Here is a 15,808-nt window from a genome sequence, read left to right on the forward strand (position 1 = left end):
GTGTCGTATCTCAGCGGACGGCTCGGGGCCGTCCGCCCGGGAGGCCCTTTGCACCAGCCCGACCGTGCGGTCAGTACGGACGAAGCGGAGGGCCGGTTTTCGGCCCGCGCATCGGTGCCGGTAACCGGTCCAGATCTCCTTCGTCGCTCCCCGACCTCATCCGAGGGGGTACGTCCTTCCGTGGTGACCAGCACAAAGCGCCGCAAGCCTGACCGGCGCACCTATGTTCTCGACACCAGCGTTCTGCTGGCCGACCCGAATGCCCTGAGCCGCTTCGACGAGCATGAAGTAGTGCTTCCGATCGTCGTGGTCACGGAGCTGGAGGCCAAGCGGCACCATCCCGAACTCGGCTACTTCGCCCGGCAGGCCCTGCGCCTGCTCGACGAGTTCCGGGTCCGGCACGGCCGCCTCGACTCCCCGATTCCCGTCGGGGACCTCGGCGGGACGGTACGCGTCGAGCTCAACCACTCGGACCCCAGCGTCCTGCCCAGCGGGTACCGCCTGGGGGACAACGACTCCCGCATCCTCGCGGTCGCCCGCAACCTGCAGGCCGAGGGGTTCGACGTCACCGTCGTCTCGAAGGACCTGCCGCTCAGGATCAAGGCGTCCTCCGTGGGTCTCCTCGCCGAGGAGTACCGCGCGGAGCTCGCCATCACGGGCTCCTCCGGCTGGACCGGAATGTCCGAACTGAGCCTGGCCGGCGAACAGGTGGACATCCTCTTCGAGGAGGGGCACGTCTACGTCCCCGAAGCGGCCGGCCTGCCCGTGCATACGGGCCTGACGATCCAGTCGGAGCGCGGCAAGGCCCTCGGCCGCGTCACCTCCGAGGGCAACGTCCGGCTCGTACGCGGCGATCGTGAGGCGTTCGGCATCAAGGGCCGCAGTGCCGAGCAGCGCATCGCGCTCGATCTGCTGCTCGACCCGGACATCGGGATCGTGTCGATGGGCGGCCGGGCCGGCACCGGCAAGTCCGCGCTCGCGCTCTGCGCGGGTCTGGAGGCCGTCCTCGAACGCCGCCAGCACCAGAAGGTGATGGTCTTCCGGCCGCTGTACGCGGTGGGCGGGCAGGAGCTCGGCTATCTGCCCGGCTCCGAGTCCGAGAAGATGAGCCCCTGGGCCCAGGCGGTGTTCGACACCCTCTCCGCGGTCACCAGCCGCGAGGTCATCGAGGAGGTCACCGCGCGCGGGATGCTGGAGGTCCTGCCGCTCACGCACATCCGTGGCCGCTCGCTCCACGACGCGTTCGTGATCGTGGACGAGGCCCAGTCCCTGGAACGGAACGTCCTGCTGACCGTTCTGTCCCGGATCGGCGCCAATTCGCGGGTTGTTCTGACCCACGATGTGGCGCAAAGGGACAATCTGCGCGTCGGGCGCTACGACGGAGTGGTCGCCGTCGTAGAGAAGTTGAAGGGCCATCCGCTCTTCGCGCACGTCACGCTGAATCGTTCCGAGAGGTCCCAGATTGCGGCACTCGTGACCGAAATGCTGGAGGACGGGCAGATCTGATCCCAGCTGTCCCCACCTGGTCAAAGGGTGGTTGATACACGCTGGTTGGCGCCGTCCGGCAAAGGCAAAAAGCCTAGCCGGGCGGCGTCTTGCTGCGCTGGCGTTTCCGCGAAACAGCTGAGGCAAACGGGGTGTGAGCTTTCACACGCGACGCGGAATTGCCGTGCGGCGTCGCGTTGCGGCTAAAGTCTCACTCCTGTCAGGCCCCGCATACGACACAGCTGTATCCCCAGCGGTACGGCAACACCGGAACCTCAGAACTCCATAGAGCCGTCGTATGCCGCCCGCGCACCACGCGGCGCTCCCCGAGCGGGAGTTGCCCACCGGGCCCGTGTCTCCCCGTGACCCCGCAGTTGGGAGGCCAGCGCCGAGGGGCACGATTGCGTCCGCGAGGGTCACCTAAACGGGCGATGCTGGAAGGAAACCGTGTGAGCCGGATTTCGGTCCGGGGATTCGCAGTGGCTTCGGCCACGGCGGTCACCGCTGTCGGAAGCGTGGTCGGAGTTGCCTCGGGCAGCGTCGCCCAGCCCTCGAACGATGCCGAGGCGACGGCGAGCGACTCGACTCTCCTCGCAGACATACCTGCGGGCCAGCAGGCCCAGGTGCAGACCGCGTCACTGACGCAGCAGGCCGACGCCCAGGCCATCGCCGCCGACGCGAGTGCCAAGAAGGACGCGGAGGAGTCCGCCCGCAAGCAGGCTGCCGACGACGCCGTCGCGAAGCAGAAGGCTGCGGCGAAGGCCGAGAAGGAAGCCAAGGAGCGCAAGGCGGCGGCGGAAGCGGCCAGCCGCTCCGCGACGCGTGACGCCTCCAGCTTCTCCGTCCAGGCCTCGTACACCGTCGCGCAGATCCAGGCGATGGCGGCCCAGATGGTGCCGAGCGGTCAGTTCCAGTGTTTCAGCAACATCGTGAACCACGAGTCCAGCTGGAACTACCGGGCTGTCAACGCCTCCTCGGGTGCCTACGGTCTCTTCCAGGCCCTGCCCGGCTCCAAGATGTCGTCCGTCGGTTCCGACTGGCAGACGAACCCGGCCACACAGATCAAGTGGGGCCTCAACTACATGAACAGCCGGTACGGCAGTCCTTGTGACGCCTGGTCGTTCTGGCAGGCCAACAGCTGGTACTAGGCTCCGCGCCTTTCGCCGGCCGCTCAACCTTGCGAAGCCCCTCCCCGTCCTAAGGGGAGGGGCTTCGGCCATGTACGGTCGGACCCGACGACTCCAGGGGGGAGTGGTGGGGAGCAGCGGGGGAAAAGGACGCATCATGTCGCGTGTACCAGGATGGCTCGGCCGGCTCGGCGCCGGACTCACCGAGCTGGGTGAGCGGTTGGACGAACGCCGCGCCGAGGTCGAGCTGGAGTCGCAGGGCCCCCTCGACGGCGAAGGCGTCGTCCTCGACGCGCGCGCTCCCCTCGGCGCACCCGGCACCCTCCCGGAGGCTCCCGGCTCCCCCAAGGACTCGGTGGCGGACGCGGAGCCGTCCGCGCTCCCGGTCCAGCGGCCTTCCGAGGAAACGGCCACGACAGCCGCGTACACGGTGACGTCCCAGCGTCCCGACCCCGCCTTCGCCGTGCCGTGGGGGGTGCGCGTCGCCGCCGAGGCCGCCTGGAGGCTGCTCATCCTCGCGGGCGCGCTCTGGGTGCTGATGCGGGTCATCAGCGCCGTACAGCTCGTGGTGCTGGCCTTCGTGGCCGCACTGCTCATCACCGCGCTGCTCCAGCCGGCGGTGGCCCGGCTGACGCGTTACGGGGTGCCGCGCGGGCTCGCCACCGCGCTCACCGCCGTCCTCGGCTTCGTCATCATGGGGCTGATCGGCTGGTTCGTGGTCTGGCAGGTCCAGGAGAACATCGACAACCTCTCCAACCAGATCCAGGACGGCATCGACGAGCTGCGCAAGTGGCTCCTCAAGGGCCCGTTCCATGTGACGGACAAGCAGATCAACAAGATCGCGAAGAACCTCCGCGAGGCGATCGGCGCGAACACGGACCAGATCACGTCGGCGGGCCTGCAGGGTGTGACGGTGGTCGTGGAGGCCCTCACGGGCATCCTGCTCACGATGTTCTCGACCCTCTTCCTGCTCTACGACGGCAAGCGGATCTGGGAGTGGTCGCTCAAGCTCGTCCCGGCCGCCGCCCGGACCGGGGTCGCGGGCGCGGGCCCGCGCGCGTGGCGCACGCTCACGGCGTACGTCCGCGGCACGGTGGTAGTGGCCATGATCGACGCGATCTTCATCGGCCTGGGCATCTATTTCCTCAAGGTCCCGATGGCCGTGCCGCTCGCCGTGTTCATCTTCCTCGGCGCGTTCATCCCGCTGGTGGGCGCGGTGATCTCCGGGGCGCTGGCGGTGGTGGTCGCGCTGGTGACCCAGGGTGTCTTCGCCGCCGTCATGACCCTCCTCGTGGTCCTCGCCGTCCAGCAGATCGAGGGCCACATCCTGCAGCCCTTCATCCTGGGCCGCGCGGTCCGTGTCCACCCGCTCGCGGTGGTCCTCTCGGTCGCCGCGGGTGGCATGGTCGCCGGCATCGGCGGAGCGGTCGTCGCGGTCCCGCTGGTCGCGGTGACCAACACGGTGGTCGTGTACCTGCGTTCGTACGCCCGTGAAGCCGACCTGCGGCACGCCCCGGAGCCCCGGGGCGCCACCGCGCTGGACGCGTCCCCGGCCCACCGTCCGACGCCGTAGGGCCTGCGCCTTCTCACTCACTCACTCACTTGCTCGTGCGGTGGCGGGTGGCCCGTGGCCCGGGGGACGACAACACTCAGGGCCCCGCCCACCACACGGGTGAACGGGGCCCTGGGAACTCGGGCAGGCTTGGACTGCCCGGGGTGCGCGAGGACTACTCGGCGAGAACGGCCTCGGCGTCCAGCGTGGCACCGACCGCCTGGAGGACGGCCGCGATCTTGAACGCCTCCTGGATCGTCTCCCGGTCGACGCCCGCCTTACGGAGCACCTGCTCGTGGGAGTCGAGGCACTGTCCGCAGCCGTTGACGGCGGAGACGGCGAGCGACCACAGCTCGAAGTCGACCTTGTCCACGCCGGGGTTGCCGATGACGTTCATCCGCAGTCCGGCCCGCAGCGTGCCGTACTCCGGGTCGGAGAGCAGGTGCCGCGTCCGGTAGAAGACGTTGTTCATCGCCATGATCGCGGCGGCCGACTTGGCGGCCGTGTACGCCTCGGGCGACAGCCGATCCTTCGCCTCGGGCTCCAGCTCACGCAGCACGCGCGGCGAACGCGAGGCGATCGCGCAGGCCAGCACGGTGCCCCACAGCTGCTGTTGCGGGAGGTCGCTGTTGCCGATGACCGAACCGAGGTTCAGGCGCAGGTCCTTGGCGTAGTCCGGTACGGCGGACTTCAGTTCGTCGAGCGACATGGAAGATCACTCACCGGCCAGGAGGGCGACCGCGTCGAGGGTGTTCTCGCCCTTGGTCCAGTTGCAGGGGCAGAGCTCGTCCGTCTGGAGAGCGTCCAGGACCCGCAGGACCTCCTTGGGGTTACGGCCGACGGAGCCGGCGGTCACCATGGAGAACTGGATCTCGTTGTTCTGGTCGACGATGAAGACGGCGCGCTTGGCGAAACCGTCCTCGCCCTCGATGCCGAGGTCACGCATGAGCTCGTGCTTCGAGTCGGCCATCATCGGGAAAGGCAGGTCACGCAGGTCGTCGTGGTCCTTGCGCCAGGCGTGGTGCACGAACTCGGAGTCGCCGGAGAAGCCGAGCACCTGCGCGTCACGGTCGGCGAACTCGTCGTTCAGCTTGCCGAAGGCCGCGATCTCGGTCGGGCACACGAAGGTGAAGTCCTTGGGCCACGCGAAGACGATCTTCCACTTGCCCTCGTAGGTCTTGTGGTCGATCTGCTCGAACTCCTGGCCCTTTTCCAGCGATACGCAGGCGGTCAGGTCGAACTGGGGGAACTTGTCACCGACAGTGAGCACGCGCTCTCCTTGCAGCGAGGGATAGCCCTTTTTGGGGGCATTTCCCTGGGGGTGGACGAACTTGATGTTGACACGGGCCGCATTGATTCGAGAAATAGCTACACTCGGTCGTGTTGATCGGATTCGGCTATCAGTTGCAGCCGGTGAACCGACGCGGAACGAGAGGTGCGGCCATGGCGAGCCCCATCGGCGAAACCGGCACCGCCGACGCCACCGGCGAGACGGCCGCCCCCGGAAGGGCAGGACCTGCCGGGGCGACGGGTCCGGCCCTCGCCAGGACGGGGGCCGTCGGGAGGGCGGGCGGCAAAGGGGGCGGGCGCCGCAGTCCCAGCTTCGCGCAGCTGCGCGCCTTCACCGCCGTGGCCGAGCATCTGCACTTCCGGGACGCCGCCGCCGCGATCGGCATGAGCCAGCCGGCACTGTCCGGCGCGGTCTCCGCCCTGGAGGAGATCCTCGGGGTGACCCTGCTGGAGCGTACGACCCGCAAGGTGCTGCTGTCGCCCGCCGGTGAGCGTCTCGCCGTACGCGCCAAGGCGGTGCTGGACGAGGTCGGCGCGCTGATGGAGGAGGCGGAGGCCGTGCGCGCCCCCTTCACCGGGGCGCTGCGCCTCGGTGTCATCCCCACCGTCGCCCCCTACCTCCTGCCCACCGTGCTGCGGCTCGTCCACGACCGCTACCCCGACCTCGACCTCCAGGTGCACGAGGAGCAGACCGCCAGCCTGCTGGAGGGCCTCACGGTCGGGCGGCTCGATCTGCTGCTGCTCGCGGTCCCCCTCGGCATGCCCGGAGTCGCCGAACTCCCGCTGTTCGACGAGGACTTCGTGCTGGTGACCCCGCTCGACCACTGGCTCGGCGGCCGGGAGGGCATTCCCCGCGAGGCGCTGCGCGAACTCCGTCTGCTGCTGCTCGACGAGGGCCACTGCCTGCGCGACCAGGCCCTGGACATCTGCCGTGAGGCCGGGCGCGCGGACGCCCCCGTCACCACCACCGCCGCGGGCCTGTCGACCCTCGTCCAGCTGGTCGCCGGAGGCCTCGGGGTGACCCTGCTGCCGCGCACCGCCGTCAAGGTGGAGACGACCCGCAGCAATCAGCTCCTCACCGGGTACTTCGCGGATCCGGCGCCCACCCGGCGGATCGCGCTCGCGATGCGGGCGGGTGCGGCGCGGGGGACGGAGTACCGGGAACTGGCGGAGGCGCTCCGCGAGGCGCTGCGCCCCTTGCCTGTACGGGTGTTGGGCGCGGAGGCCTGAACTGCCGTACAGAGTCGGTCAATCGAACGACCGATGAAGTCTCTCGGCAGGCGGGATATTTCAACTTCCGTCAGGTAGTGCGACTCTCGCTGGGATATCCGCCCCGGCTGATACACATAACCCCCTCAGGGTGACTCGTCAGGCGTCTGTGCGAAGTGCCGGAAGTTCCAAGGGGAGTGATGTCGGGCATTCGGGATTCCCTTGGCAGGGTCGGATACGACCTGCTGTCGCGCGCGCTGAGCGAATGCCAGGGCACACGGGCGACGGGGAAACTGCGGGTGTCCGGAAAACCCGGGGGAGTCTTCCATCTCCGTGACGGCTGTGTCGTCGCCGTCGAGAGTCCGGGCGCCCCCGGTCCCGAGGCACGGCTGCTGCGTTCCGGCCGTATCAGCGGTGAGCAGTGGGCCGAACTGCTCCGGGAGACCGGAGGCACCCGCTGGCCGGAGGCCGGACTGATCGCGCACGGTTACGCGGGGGCCGCGCAGCTCCGGGTCGTCTGCATGATGGCGATGCAGGACGCGGCGTTCGCCGTCGTGGCCGGTGATGTGGAGGCGTGCGACCCGCTCGACGCCGCTTTCGAGCCGTACGCGCCGGTCGTCCTCGGGGAGGCGCCGGGACGGTTGCTTCAGGACGCGGCGAGGAAGCTCGCGGCCGTCGCCGCCCTGCCGCAGCCCGTACGACCGGACCGGGAACGCCCCGTGCCCGCGCCGGTACCGGACGAGATACGCGAGCAACTGCCCCTTCCTCAGAAGGAGTTACTGGCCCACGCCGACGGCCGCCGGACAGCCCGTGACATCGCCTTCGCGACCGGCCTCGGCGCCTACACCGTGACGGTGGGGATGGCCCGCATGCTCGGCGAGGGTCTGCTGGAACTGCCGGAGGAGCCCGAGTCCGCCGCCCCGGTCACCGTCCGGGACCTGCCGACCGGAGCGCTCCGGCAGCGGCCGTCCGGCGCCCCGCCCGCGATCGACCCCACGGTGTTCTCGGCCCTGTCCTCCGCGGTGGCCGCCGGACAGGCCCCGGCACCGGAGCCCCGGCCGTCCTCCGGCCCGCCTCCCGGGGCGAGCGCTCCGTCCCTGCCCCGCAGAGAGCCCGGCGCGAATGCTCCGTCCTTGCCGCGCCGTGAGCCCGGCGCGAGCGGAATCACCGAAACGCTCGCCCCCGAAAGGACCGGGGCGAGCTGGAAAGGATTCTTCCGACTCCGGCACCGGATCTGGACCCCGGACTCCGGTACGTGAAACCGCATGCCTGTCATCGATCAAATGCGCACAATAATCAGGGAGTTCAATACATGAATCACGAGGCGCTGGCCAGGGAAATGAGAGGGCTCCGGGAACAGGTGCCCGGAATCACCGATACGGCGGTGGCGGCAGCCGACGGAATGCTCATCGCGGCCGACACCGCCGACACCATCGACCCGGAGAGTCTCGCCGCGATCGCCGCCGCGGGCCTCGGCATCGCGCGCCGCGCGACCGCGGTGACCGGCCGGGGCGCGTTCCGTCAGACCGTGACCTACGGCAGCCAGGGCCTCGCGGCCTTCTACGCGGTCGGCGACACCGCGCTGATGATCGTCCTCGGCGACGAGGGCATCGACCTCGAACGGCTCCACGAGCAGACCCGGCCGGCCCTCGGCCGTATCGGGTCGATTCTCACCGACCCCGACCCGCTCGCCGGGACCCCGACCGCACCCGACGCCCTCGTCGGAGCCGTGACCGAAACCGCGACCGAAGGGGTATGACGACATGGCCAGCAAGCGAATGACGACGGGGTTCTCCGACCAGATCATGGGCCTGGTCAAATCACTGCGCACCGACGCGCCGGACTGCGTCGCCTCCGGAGCGGTCGACATGTCGACCGGAATGCTGCTGTCGTACGAGACCGTCGACAACCATCCGCCGGAGGTCCTGGACCTGCTCGCGGGCGCGACCCTCGACCTGTTCCAGGGGCGCACGGTCCAGATGATCGAGGACGTGTTCAAGGAACGCCGCGGTATCGAGTCCGACTCGCACTTCTTCCAGGAGATCCTGGTCAACAGCGACAACCTCACCCATCTGTTCGTGCGCATGAACGATCAGCAGGACGTGGTCGCCGTGGTCGTCTGCCGCAAGGCGGTCAACGTGGGAATGCTCTTCGCCCAGGTCCGGCGCGTGGTGCGGGAGTACAGCCTCTGAACGCGAACCGGTGGCCCGCCCCGGCGGGGAGGGCCACCGGCGGTGGCGCGGACCGCATACGGCGTCCCGCGCCGCATGCGGTCCGTCCGGTTACTCCGTACGCAGTCCGTCCGGCCGCATCAGCCGGATCAGCGGCGGCAGGCTGAGCAGGGTCACCAGGAGCACGACCCCCGCCCCGATGCCGGTCATCGACAGCACGCTCGCCCAGTCCACGCTCACCGAGGTGCCCGTCATCTTGAGCAGGACCGTGCCGAGGGTGAGGCCCACGATCATCGCGAGGCCGAGCCCCAGGGCGATCGGGATCGCGGTCTGCCACAGCACCGACATGCTCAGCGTGCGGCGCCGGGTGCCGAAGGCAACCAGCGCCGACAGCAGCTTCCTGCGCTCGCGCAGCTGCTCCAGCTGGGAGACCAGCAGGCTCGCGCCGATCAGCAGGAGAACGCAGGCCGCACCGACGAACAGCCCGGTACGGATGGTCGTGAACTTCCCGGCCTGGGTCGTCGCCGTCCAGGTGTTGGCCTCGGCCTGCTGGTCGATCCGCGCCGCGCTGTTGCGGACGAGTTCACGGACGTCCGGCACCGATTCGTCGAGCTGGAGGTAGACCGTCCCCTGCACGGCGGACGCGGCCCGCTCGGGCAGCGCGCCGGGCGTGAACAGGAAGCCGCCGCGCTCGTCGCCCGAGGGGTCCTTGCGCGAGTCCGCCCGCAAGATGTCCTTCGGCACCGTCCAGGGAACCTCCTTGCCCTTGGCGAAGGAGCCGTTGGACGTGTCGAGGTAGAGCTTGGTACCGGCCTTGTCGAGCGCCGCGGTGTTCTCGTCCCACTCGGCGTTCTCCACCGCGAAGATGTCGCCGTCCTTGCAGGAGGGCAGCCTGGCCGTCTCCCGCAGGGCCGCGCAGTCGCCGACCGTCACGCTCGACTGGCGCTCGGGTTCGTCGCGCCGGTCGCCCAGATCGGTCCGTCCGAGGGCCGTCGCCCGGGTGACCCCCCTGGTTCCCGACAGCTCTCGGACCGCCTTGTCCATCGGTACCTTGTCCGGCACGTTGACGGACATCTGGGCCCGGGTGAGATCGTTCTTGTTGACCTTCGTGTAGTCGCTGTCGACCCCGGCGAACAGCATCTGCAGGGCTATCGCGCCGGCCACCGCCACCGCGATGCCGTTGACCAGGCGGGCCGCCGAGCCGCTGCTCAACTGGAGCCTGCGGATGGCCAGTTGCCAGGCGACGCCACCGGAGTTCAGCCGGGCCACGACCGCCTCGACCACCCAGGGCAGCAGCGCGGTGATCCCGACCAGCAGCAGCAGGACGCCACCGATGACGAGGTATTCGTTGAAGTTCCCGTTGGACCGCCCCTGCCCGATCATCGGGTACAGCATCGCGAGGCCGCCCAGCGGCAGCAGCAGCCGCCACCACAGCCGGCGCCGCGAGGGCCGGGCCGTACGCACCACGCCGAGCGGTTCGATGACGACGCCGCGCAGCGCGAGGAGCGTCACCGCGACCGCGGCGGACGGGACCGCGAGGGCCACCAGCGCCACCAGGGCGGGCGTCGGATTGAGGTCGCTCGGGAAGACGCTGATCCTGAAGAGCATTATCAGGCCCGCGAGCTGACGCCCGATCAGGAAGAACCCGGCACCGAGGAGCAGTCCGACCAGGGCCCCGGCCAGCGCCTCGCCGGCGGCGATGCGCCGGGTCATCCGCCCGTCCGCGCCGACCAGCCGCAGCGCCGCCAGCCGCCGGTCGCGACGCTCACCGCCGAACCGTACGGCCGCGGCGATGAAGACGCCGACCGGCATCAGCAGCACCACGAAGACGATCAGTACGAGCAGCAGCAGGACGGGGTCCATCGCCTCGGACCGCTCCTCGTAGCCGAACGTGTCGATGCGCTCGACCCGGCCGGTGCTCAGCGCGCCGACGGTCAGTCCGTCGGCGCCCGCGTAGTAGGCGAGTTCGTGCGGATCGACGAGCCCGCTGTCGGCGATCGTGCCGCTCACACGGCGGTCGAACCGCTCACGCAGGAGCCTGCCCTCGGGTGACTTCAGCAGCCGGTCGAGAGCGGGGGAGACGACCATGTCGCCGACCGCCGGGAACGTGGACACGCCCGGCGGCAACGGTGCCCGGGAGCCCTCGGGTTCGACCAGCCGGCCGCGTACGTCCTCGTCGCGGAAGGTGGTGTCCGAGGTGGCGACGAGCAGCGTGCGGTCGGACTTCTTCTCGACCGTCGAGCTGTACATCAGGTAGCCCCGGGCGCTCTCCCGGTGGTGCCGGGCGTCCAGCGCGCTCGGGAGCGCCGTGGTGAGCAGCAGCAGCGCCACCCCGAGTCCGACCCCGACGGCCGTCAGAAGGACCCGCACCCAGGCCTCACGGCCCCCGGTCACCGCGAACTTGGCGCCCATGGCGAGGTCGCGGGACCACTGGCGGGCACTCATACGATCCGCTCCATGTCCCTGGACTTGCCGTCCCGTACGACGATCTCGCGGTCCGAGTACGCGGCCACGCGCGCCTCGTGCGTGACGAGCACGACGGCGGCGTTCGTCGAGCGGGCCGCTTCGGTCAGCAGCTCCATCACGCGCTCGCCGTTGAGGGAGTCGAGCGCGCCGGTCGGCTCGTCGGCGAAGAGCACCCGCGGGCTGGTGACCAGCGAACGGGCGACCGCCACGCGCTGTCCCTGGCCGCCGGAGACCTCACCGGGCCGCTTGCCCCTGAGGTCGTCGACCTCCAGCCGCTCCATCCACGACAGCGCGGTGCGCTCGGCCTCCTTGCGGCCCGTGCCGTTCAGCCGCAGCGGCAGCGCGACGTTCTCGACACAGCTCAGCTCAGGTACGAGCTGGCCGAACTGGAAGACGAACCCGAACTCGGAGCGGCGCAGCGCACTGCGCTGGGCGTCGTTCATCGTGGCCATCTCGCGGCCGTTGTACGTGATCGAGCCCGAGTCGGGGGTGACGATCCCGGCGAGACAGTGGAGCAGGGTGGACTTGCCGGAGCCGGAGGGCCCCATCACGGCGACGACCTCGCCGGGGTGGATGGAGAACGCGGCACCGTCCAGAGCGGTGGTGGAGCCGTACGTCTTGCGCAGCTCCGACGCTATGAGCAGGGAACCCGGAGGAGGGGTGGCCGCGGTCATCGGGTCGTCACCGCCTCGGCGAGCTTGTCGAGGCGCGCCGCGGTCAGTTCCAGCCACCGCAGATCGGCCTCCAGATGGAAGAGGGCGTGGTCGCAGATCAGCTGATCGACCAGGTCGCCCTTGCGCTTGCGTTCGGTCAGCATGCGCATCATCCGCAGATGCTCCGAACGCTGGGTGTCGAGGAGCTCGCTCGCGTCGCGGTGGGTCAGCAGGGCGAGGACGACCTTCGTGTACAGAGTCGACTGGAGGTACGGCTCGGGCTTCTCCGGCGTCGCGAGCCAGCGCTGTACGTCGGTGATCCCGGCTTCGGTGATCGCGTACCGCTTGCGCTCGGGGCCGTCGCCCGCCTCGATCCCGTCGATCTCGACGAGCCCGTTCTTCAGCAGCCGCGACATCGTCGAGTAGACCTGGCCGTAGTGCAGCGGCCGGTCGTGACCGAACTTCTCGTCGAAGGCCCGCTTCAGGTCGTAACCGTGGCGTGGCCCGGACTCCAGGAGCCCTAGGAGGGTGTGACCGATGGACATGCGGAGCACTCTACACACGGCGTATACATCGCGTGTATACGCGCCGTGTACAGGTCGCGGGAGCGGAGGCTCGGAGAGGGGGAACCGGCTGGTCACGGCCGATTGTCACGGTTCTGAAACCGGCCCGTCCGGCGGCTCCCCGGAAACCGGCGGCCGTCCCCGGCCGGGAATCGGTCCCGCGCCGCCGGGCAGGCGCCCGGACTCGGCGAGCGCGCGGCGCAGCAGGAACTCGATCTGCGCGTTGGCCGAGCGCAGTTCGTCGCCCGCCCATCGGGCCAGGGCCTCGTACACCAGCGGATCGAGTCGCAGCAGCACCTGCTTGCGCTGCTGCTGCGGCCGGCGCGCCGGGGCCCCCTCCGCGGGATCGGTCACCGGTGGAACCCCGGGTTCGGCTGGACTCCCGCCGCGCCGACGGCGCACAGGGCGGCGCCGGGGAGCGGCCCGAGAAGGCCGAGGGCCGGTGCGAGCCCCCCGCCGATGCTGTGCGCGGCGAACCCCCGCCCGCGGGGAGCCGGCACGTCGCCCGGTGTCCCGGCGGCGGATACGCCCGGGGCGGATGAGGAGTCATGGGAGGTGTGTGACGGCACGGAGGGTCCTCCCTTTCGCACGACATGGCTTCTGCATATCTAAGTGATATCAGTTTACCGGGCACGGCAACCTTCTGCCCCTCCCGCTCGTCGGATTCAGTGAGGCGGGTGCGTAAGGCGTGCTGATTGTCACGTCCGGAAAAGACCGGATCGGCTGCCCTTTGTCATAGCGCGCGGTGTTAGCTTTCTGAGCTGACCTGACCGACGAACTTGTGTGCCACACGAGAATGAAGCGGAGCGGATCGACCCATGGGACGAGCTGAAGAGAGACGAGCGCGGCAGGCGCAGGGCCGCCGCGCGGCGCCCCAACGCTCGTCGGAGCACGAGTCGGCGGGCCCCGGGTCCGGCGCGAAGGCGGGCGGCAAGACCCGCCGTACCGGCATACGCCGGTACGTGAACTGGAAGTCGCTCCTCGGGACCTTCTTCGGCTTCTGCCTGCTCGGCATGGGCGCCTTCATCGTGCTCTACATGGTCGTTTCCGTGCCCGAGGGCAACGCGGCCGCGAAGCGGCAGAGCAACATCTACAAGTACGGCGACGGCTCGATGCTCGCGCGCACCGGCAAGGTCAACCGCGAGATCGTCGACCTGTCCAAGGTGCCCAAGAGCGTTCAGAAGACCTTCGTCGCCGCCGAGAACAAGACCTTCTACCAGGACTCGGGCATCGACCTCAAGGGCACCGCGCGAGGTCTGATCAACACCCTCTCCGGCAAGGGCAAGCAGGGTGGTTCGACGATCACCCAGCAGTACGTCAAGAACTACTACCTCAGCCAGGACCAGACCGTCACGCGCAAGCTGAAGGAAATGGTCATCTCGCTGAAGCTGGACCGCCAGCAGTCCAAGGACGACATCCTCGCGGGCTACATCAACACCAGCTACTACGGCCGCAACGCCTACGGCATCCAGGCGGCGGCGCAGGCCTACTACCGCGTCGACGCCAGCGACCTCACGGTCCAGCAGGGCGCCTACCTCGCCTCGCTGCTCCAGGCTCCGAGCCAGTACGACTGGGCGGTCGCCTCGAAGACCGGCAAGAAGCTGGTCCAGGCCCGCTGGAACTACACCCTCGACAACATGGTCCAGCAGAACTGGCTGGACGCGGGCAAGCGCGCGGCCATGAAGTTCCCGGTTCCCAAGGACCCCGCGGGCGCCCCGGGCATGGAGGGCCAGACCGGCTATCTGGTGGAGGCGGCCAACAACGAGCTGGCCAAGCAGCTCGTCGCCCAGGGCACCGCGGCCGATCTGGGCGACGCCCACGACATCATCGACCGGGGTGGCTGGACCATCACGCTCAACGTGGACAAGAAGAAGCAGGCCCTGCTGCTCAAGACCGTCAAGCAGCAGCTCACCAGCAAGCTGGACCCGAAGAAGCGCAAGGTCGACGCCAACATCCAGGCCGGTGCCGTGTCGGTCGACCCCAAGACCGGCAAGGTCCTCGCGATGTACGGCGGCAAGGACTACTTCAAGCACTACTTCAACAACTCGACGCGCCGTGACTACCAGGCCGCGTCGACGTTCAAGCCGATGATCTTCGCGGCCGCCCTGGCCGAGGAGGCCAAGACGCACTCCGGCGATCCGATCACCGCGAACACGATCTACGACGGCACCAACCGCCGTCCCGTCGTCGGCAGCGACATCGGCTTCGCGCCGCCGAACGAGGACGAGCACAGCTACGGCCCCGTCACCGTGCAGACCGCGATGAACAAGTCCATCAACTCCGTCTTCGCGCAGATGGGCGTCGACGTCGGCATGGACGAGGTGCTGAAGACCGCGGGCAAGCTCGGCATGAACACCAAGGGACTCCAGGCGGTGCCCGCCCAGACCCTCGGCTCCATGGGCGCCAGCCCGCTGGAGATGGCGGGCGCGTACGCCACGCTCGACAACCACGGCAAGAAGGTCACCCCGGCGCTCGTCGCCTCGGCCGAGCACAAGGACCGTACGGTCACGATGCCGGAACCGATCGGCGACCGGGTCATCAGCGAGGAGGCCGCAGACACGGTCACCTCGGTGCTGACCGGCGTGGTCGACGACGGTACGGCCCGGGTCTCCGTACGGAACAACCCGTCCCGTGACGGCCAGCAGGTCGCCGGCAAGACCGGTACCTCCGACAACAACAAGTCGGCCTGGTTCACCGGCTACACGCCGAACCTGGTCACCTCGGTCCTGCTGTTCGGTGAGGACGCGAAGACCCACAGCCAGGTCTCCATGAAGGGCGCCACGGGCCTCGTCCTGGAGGGCGGCCGTGTCAACGGCGGTGGCTACCCGGCGAAGATCTGGGCGGCTTACACGTTCGAGGCGATGGCGGGGAAGGTCACCGAGTTCGACCTGAACACCACCTCGGGCGCGGCGGTGGCGCCGACCGGCCTGCCCACCTTCACCCAGACGCCGTCCAGCACGCCGTCGTCGACCCCGACCACCGAGGCGCCGTCGTCGGAGCCGCCCACCACGAGCGCTCCGCCGACCCCCACGGACGAGCCGACGACGACCGAGCCGACGACGACGAGCCCGTCCACACCGACGGGTTCGCCCAGTACGGCGGGCATCCCGGCCAATCCGTTCGACCAGACCAGCCAGTAGGGCCGAGCGCGCAGGAGGGGGCACCCGGAGTTCCGGGTGCCCCCTCCTTACGTGCTCCCTGTTTACGTGCTCCTTCTTTGCGTACCCCGTCTTCGAGGTGCCCGGGGTGCGCGGCCTTCTCGTGCCCGAAGCGCGCGCCGCGGAGCCGGTTC

At 69.4% G+C, this 15,808-nt stretch carries 14 protein-coding genes; 8 read left to right on the forward strand and 6 right to left on the reverse strand.

Annotation, left to right across the window (positions count from 1 at the left end; all coding sequences use genetic code 11):
- Positions 1-180: 180 nt before the first annotated feature.
- The 3 genes from N4G66_RS02615 to N4G66_RS02625 all read left to right on the forward strand — a co-directional run bounded on the left by N4G66_RS02615 (position 181) and on the right by N4G66_RS02625 (position 4,185).
- Positions 181-1,506 (forward strand): PhoH family protein, encoded by a 1,326-nt coding sequence (locus N4G66_RS02615; protein WP_261702255.1) that lies wholly within the window; start codon positions 181-183, stop codon positions 1,504-1,506.
- Positions 1,507-1,916: 410 nt separating this feature from the next.
- Entirely contained in the window at positions 1,917-2,633 is a 717-nt protein-coding gene (locus N4G66_RS02620) for a lytic transglycosylase domain-containing protein (protein ID WP_261702256.1), read from the forward strand.
- Positions 2,634-2,769: 136 nt separating this feature from the next.
- Positions 2,770-4,185 (forward strand): AI-2E family transporter, encoded by a 1,416-nt coding sequence (locus tag N4G66_RS02625; protein WP_261702257.1) that lies wholly within the window; start codon positions 2,770-2,772, stop codon positions 4,183-4,185.
- A gap of 154 nt (positions 4,186-4,339) precedes the next feature.
- Here N4G66_RS02625 and N4G66_RS02630 read toward each other — a convergent pair whose 3' ends face one another.
- The gene (locus N4G66_RS02630; RefSeq protein WP_261702258.1) at positions 4,340-4,873 is read right to left on the reverse strand and encodes an alkyl hydroperoxide reductase; all 534 of its coding nucleotides are present in this window, start codon (positions 4,871-4,873) and stop codon (positions 4,340-4,342) included.
- A 6-nt stretch (positions 4,874-4,879) separates the two neighbouring features.
- Positions 4,880-5,434, reverse strand: a complete 555-nt coding sequence (locus tag N4G66_RS02635; RefSeq protein WP_261702259.1) for a peroxiredoxin — start codon at positions 5,432-5,434, stop codon at positions 4,880-4,882.
- Positions 5,435-5,775: 341 nt separating this feature from the next.
- Between N4G66_RS02635 and N4G66_RS02640 the strand changes: the two genes are divergently transcribed.
- The 4 genes from N4G66_RS02640 to N4G66_RS02655 all read left to right on the forward strand — a co-directional run bounded on the left by N4G66_RS02640 (position 5,776) and on the right by N4G66_RS02655 (position 8,855).
- On the forward strand, positions 5,776-6,684 hold the full coding sequence (locus tag N4G66_RS02640) for a LysR substrate-binding domain-containing protein (RefSeq protein WP_261702438.1): 909 nt from the start codon (positions 5,776-5,778) through the stop codon (positions 6,682-6,684).
- 278 nt (positions 6,685-6,962) lie between these two features.
- Positions 6,963-7,922 carry a MarR family transcriptional regulator gene (locus N4G66_RS02645; RefSeq protein WP_315903603.1) on the forward strand — a complete coding sequence of 320 codons (960 nt, stop codon included), beginning with the start codon at positions 6,963-6,965 and terminating at the stop codon, positions 7,920-7,922.
- Positions 7,923-7,975: 53 nt separating this feature from the next.
- On the forward strand, positions 7,976-8,422 hold the full coding sequence (locus N4G66_RS02650; RefSeq protein ID WP_261702261.1) for a roadblock/LC7 domain-containing protein: 447 nt from the start codon (positions 7,976-7,978) through the stop codon (positions 8,420-8,422).
- A 4-nt stretch (positions 8,423-8,426) separates the two neighbouring features.
- Positions 8,427-8,855 (forward strand): hypothetical protein, encoded by a 429-nt coding sequence (locus N4G66_RS02655; RefSeq protein WP_261702262.1) that lies wholly within the window; start codon positions 8,427-8,429, stop codon positions 8,853-8,855.
- Between the two features lie 90 nt (positions 8,856-8,945).
- Here the strand turns inward: N4G66_RS02655 and N4G66_RS02660 are convergent, their stop codons facing one another.
- From N4G66_RS02660 to N4G66_RS02675, 4 genes are all read right to left on the reverse strand, one after another.
- A complete protein-coding gene (locus tag N4G66_RS02660; RefSeq protein WP_261702263.1) occupies positions 8,946-11,279 on the reverse strand; it encodes an ABC transporter permease in 2,334 nt (777 codons plus the stop codon).
- Complete coding sequence (locus tag N4G66_RS02665) at positions 11,276-11,974, reverse strand: ABC transporter ATP-binding protein (RefSeq protein WP_261702264.1); 699 nt, start codon at positions 11,972-11,974, stop codon at positions 11,276-11,278. Before N4G66_RS02665 ends, N4G66_RS02660 begins: the two co-directional genes overlap by 4 nt.
- Positions 11,971-12,498, reverse strand: a complete 528-nt coding sequence (locus N4G66_RS02670) for a PadR family transcriptional regulator (RefSeq protein ID WP_261702265.1) — start codon at positions 12,496-12,498, stop codon at positions 11,971-11,973. Before N4G66_RS02670 ends, N4G66_RS02665 begins: the two co-directional genes overlap by 4 nt.
- 105 nt (positions 12,499-12,603) lie before the next feature.
- Positions 12,604-12,870 carry a hypothetical protein gene (locus N4G66_RS02675; RefSeq protein ID WP_261702266.1) on the reverse strand — a complete coding sequence of 89 codons (267 nt, stop codon included), beginning with the start codon at positions 12,868-12,870 and terminating at the stop codon, positions 12,604-12,606.
- Positions 12,871-13,334: 464 nt separating this feature from the next.
- Between N4G66_RS02675 and N4G66_RS02680 the strand changes: the two genes are divergently transcribed.
- Positions 13,335-15,656 (forward strand): transglycosylase domain-containing protein, encoded by a 2,322-nt coding sequence (locus N4G66_RS02680; RefSeq protein WP_261702267.1) that lies wholly within the window; start codon positions 13,335-13,337, stop codon positions 15,654-15,656.
- Positions 15,657-15,808 lie beyond the last annotated feature (152 nt).

The organism is Streptomyces rhizosphaerihabitans, assembly GCF_025399795.1.
GTDB classification, from domain to species: Bacteria; Actinomycetota; Actinomycetes; order Streptomycetales; family Streptomycetaceae; genus Streptomyces; species Streptomyces rhizosphaerihabitans.

Excerpts from the sequence above, each read along its gene's own strand:
- N4G66_RS02620 (WP_261702256.1), top strand. The coding sequence starts at position 1,917 with ATGCTGGAAGGAAACCGTGTGAGCCGGATTTCGGTCCGGGGATTCGCA.
- N4G66_RS02625 (WP_261702257.1), top strand. The coding sequence starts at position 2,770 with ATGTCGCGTGTACCAGGATGGCTCGGCCGGCTCGGCGCCGGACTCACC.
- N4G66_RS02630 (WP_261702258.1), bottom strand. The coding sequence starts at position 4,873 with ATGTCGCTCGACGAACTGAAGTCCGCCGTACCGGACTACGCCAAGGAC.
- N4G66_RS02650 (WP_261702261.1), top strand. The coding sequence starts at position 7,976 with ATGAATCACGAGGCGCTGGCCAGGGAAATGAGAGGGCTCCGGGAACAG.
- N4G66_RS02655 (WP_261702262.1), top strand. The coding sequence starts at position 8,427 with ATGGCCAGCAAGCGAATGACGACGGGGTTCTCCGACCAGATCATGGGC.
- N4G66_RS02660 (WP_261702263.1), bottom strand. The coding sequence starts at position 11,279 with ATGAGTGCCCGCCAGTGGTCCCGCGACCTCGCCATGGGCGCCAAGTTC.
- N4G66_RS02665 (WP_261702264.1), bottom strand. The coding sequence starts at position 11,974 with ATGACCGCGGCCACCCCTCCTCCGGGTTCCCTGCTCATAGCGTCGGAG.
- N4G66_RS02670 (WP_261702265.1), bottom strand. The coding sequence starts at position 12,498 with ATGTCCATCGGTCACACCCTCCTAGGGCTCCTGGAGTCCGGGCCACGC.
- N4G66_RS02680 (WP_261702267.1), top strand. The coding sequence starts at position 13,335 with ATGGGACGAGCTGAAGAGAGACGAGCGCGGCAGGCGCAGGGCCGCCGC.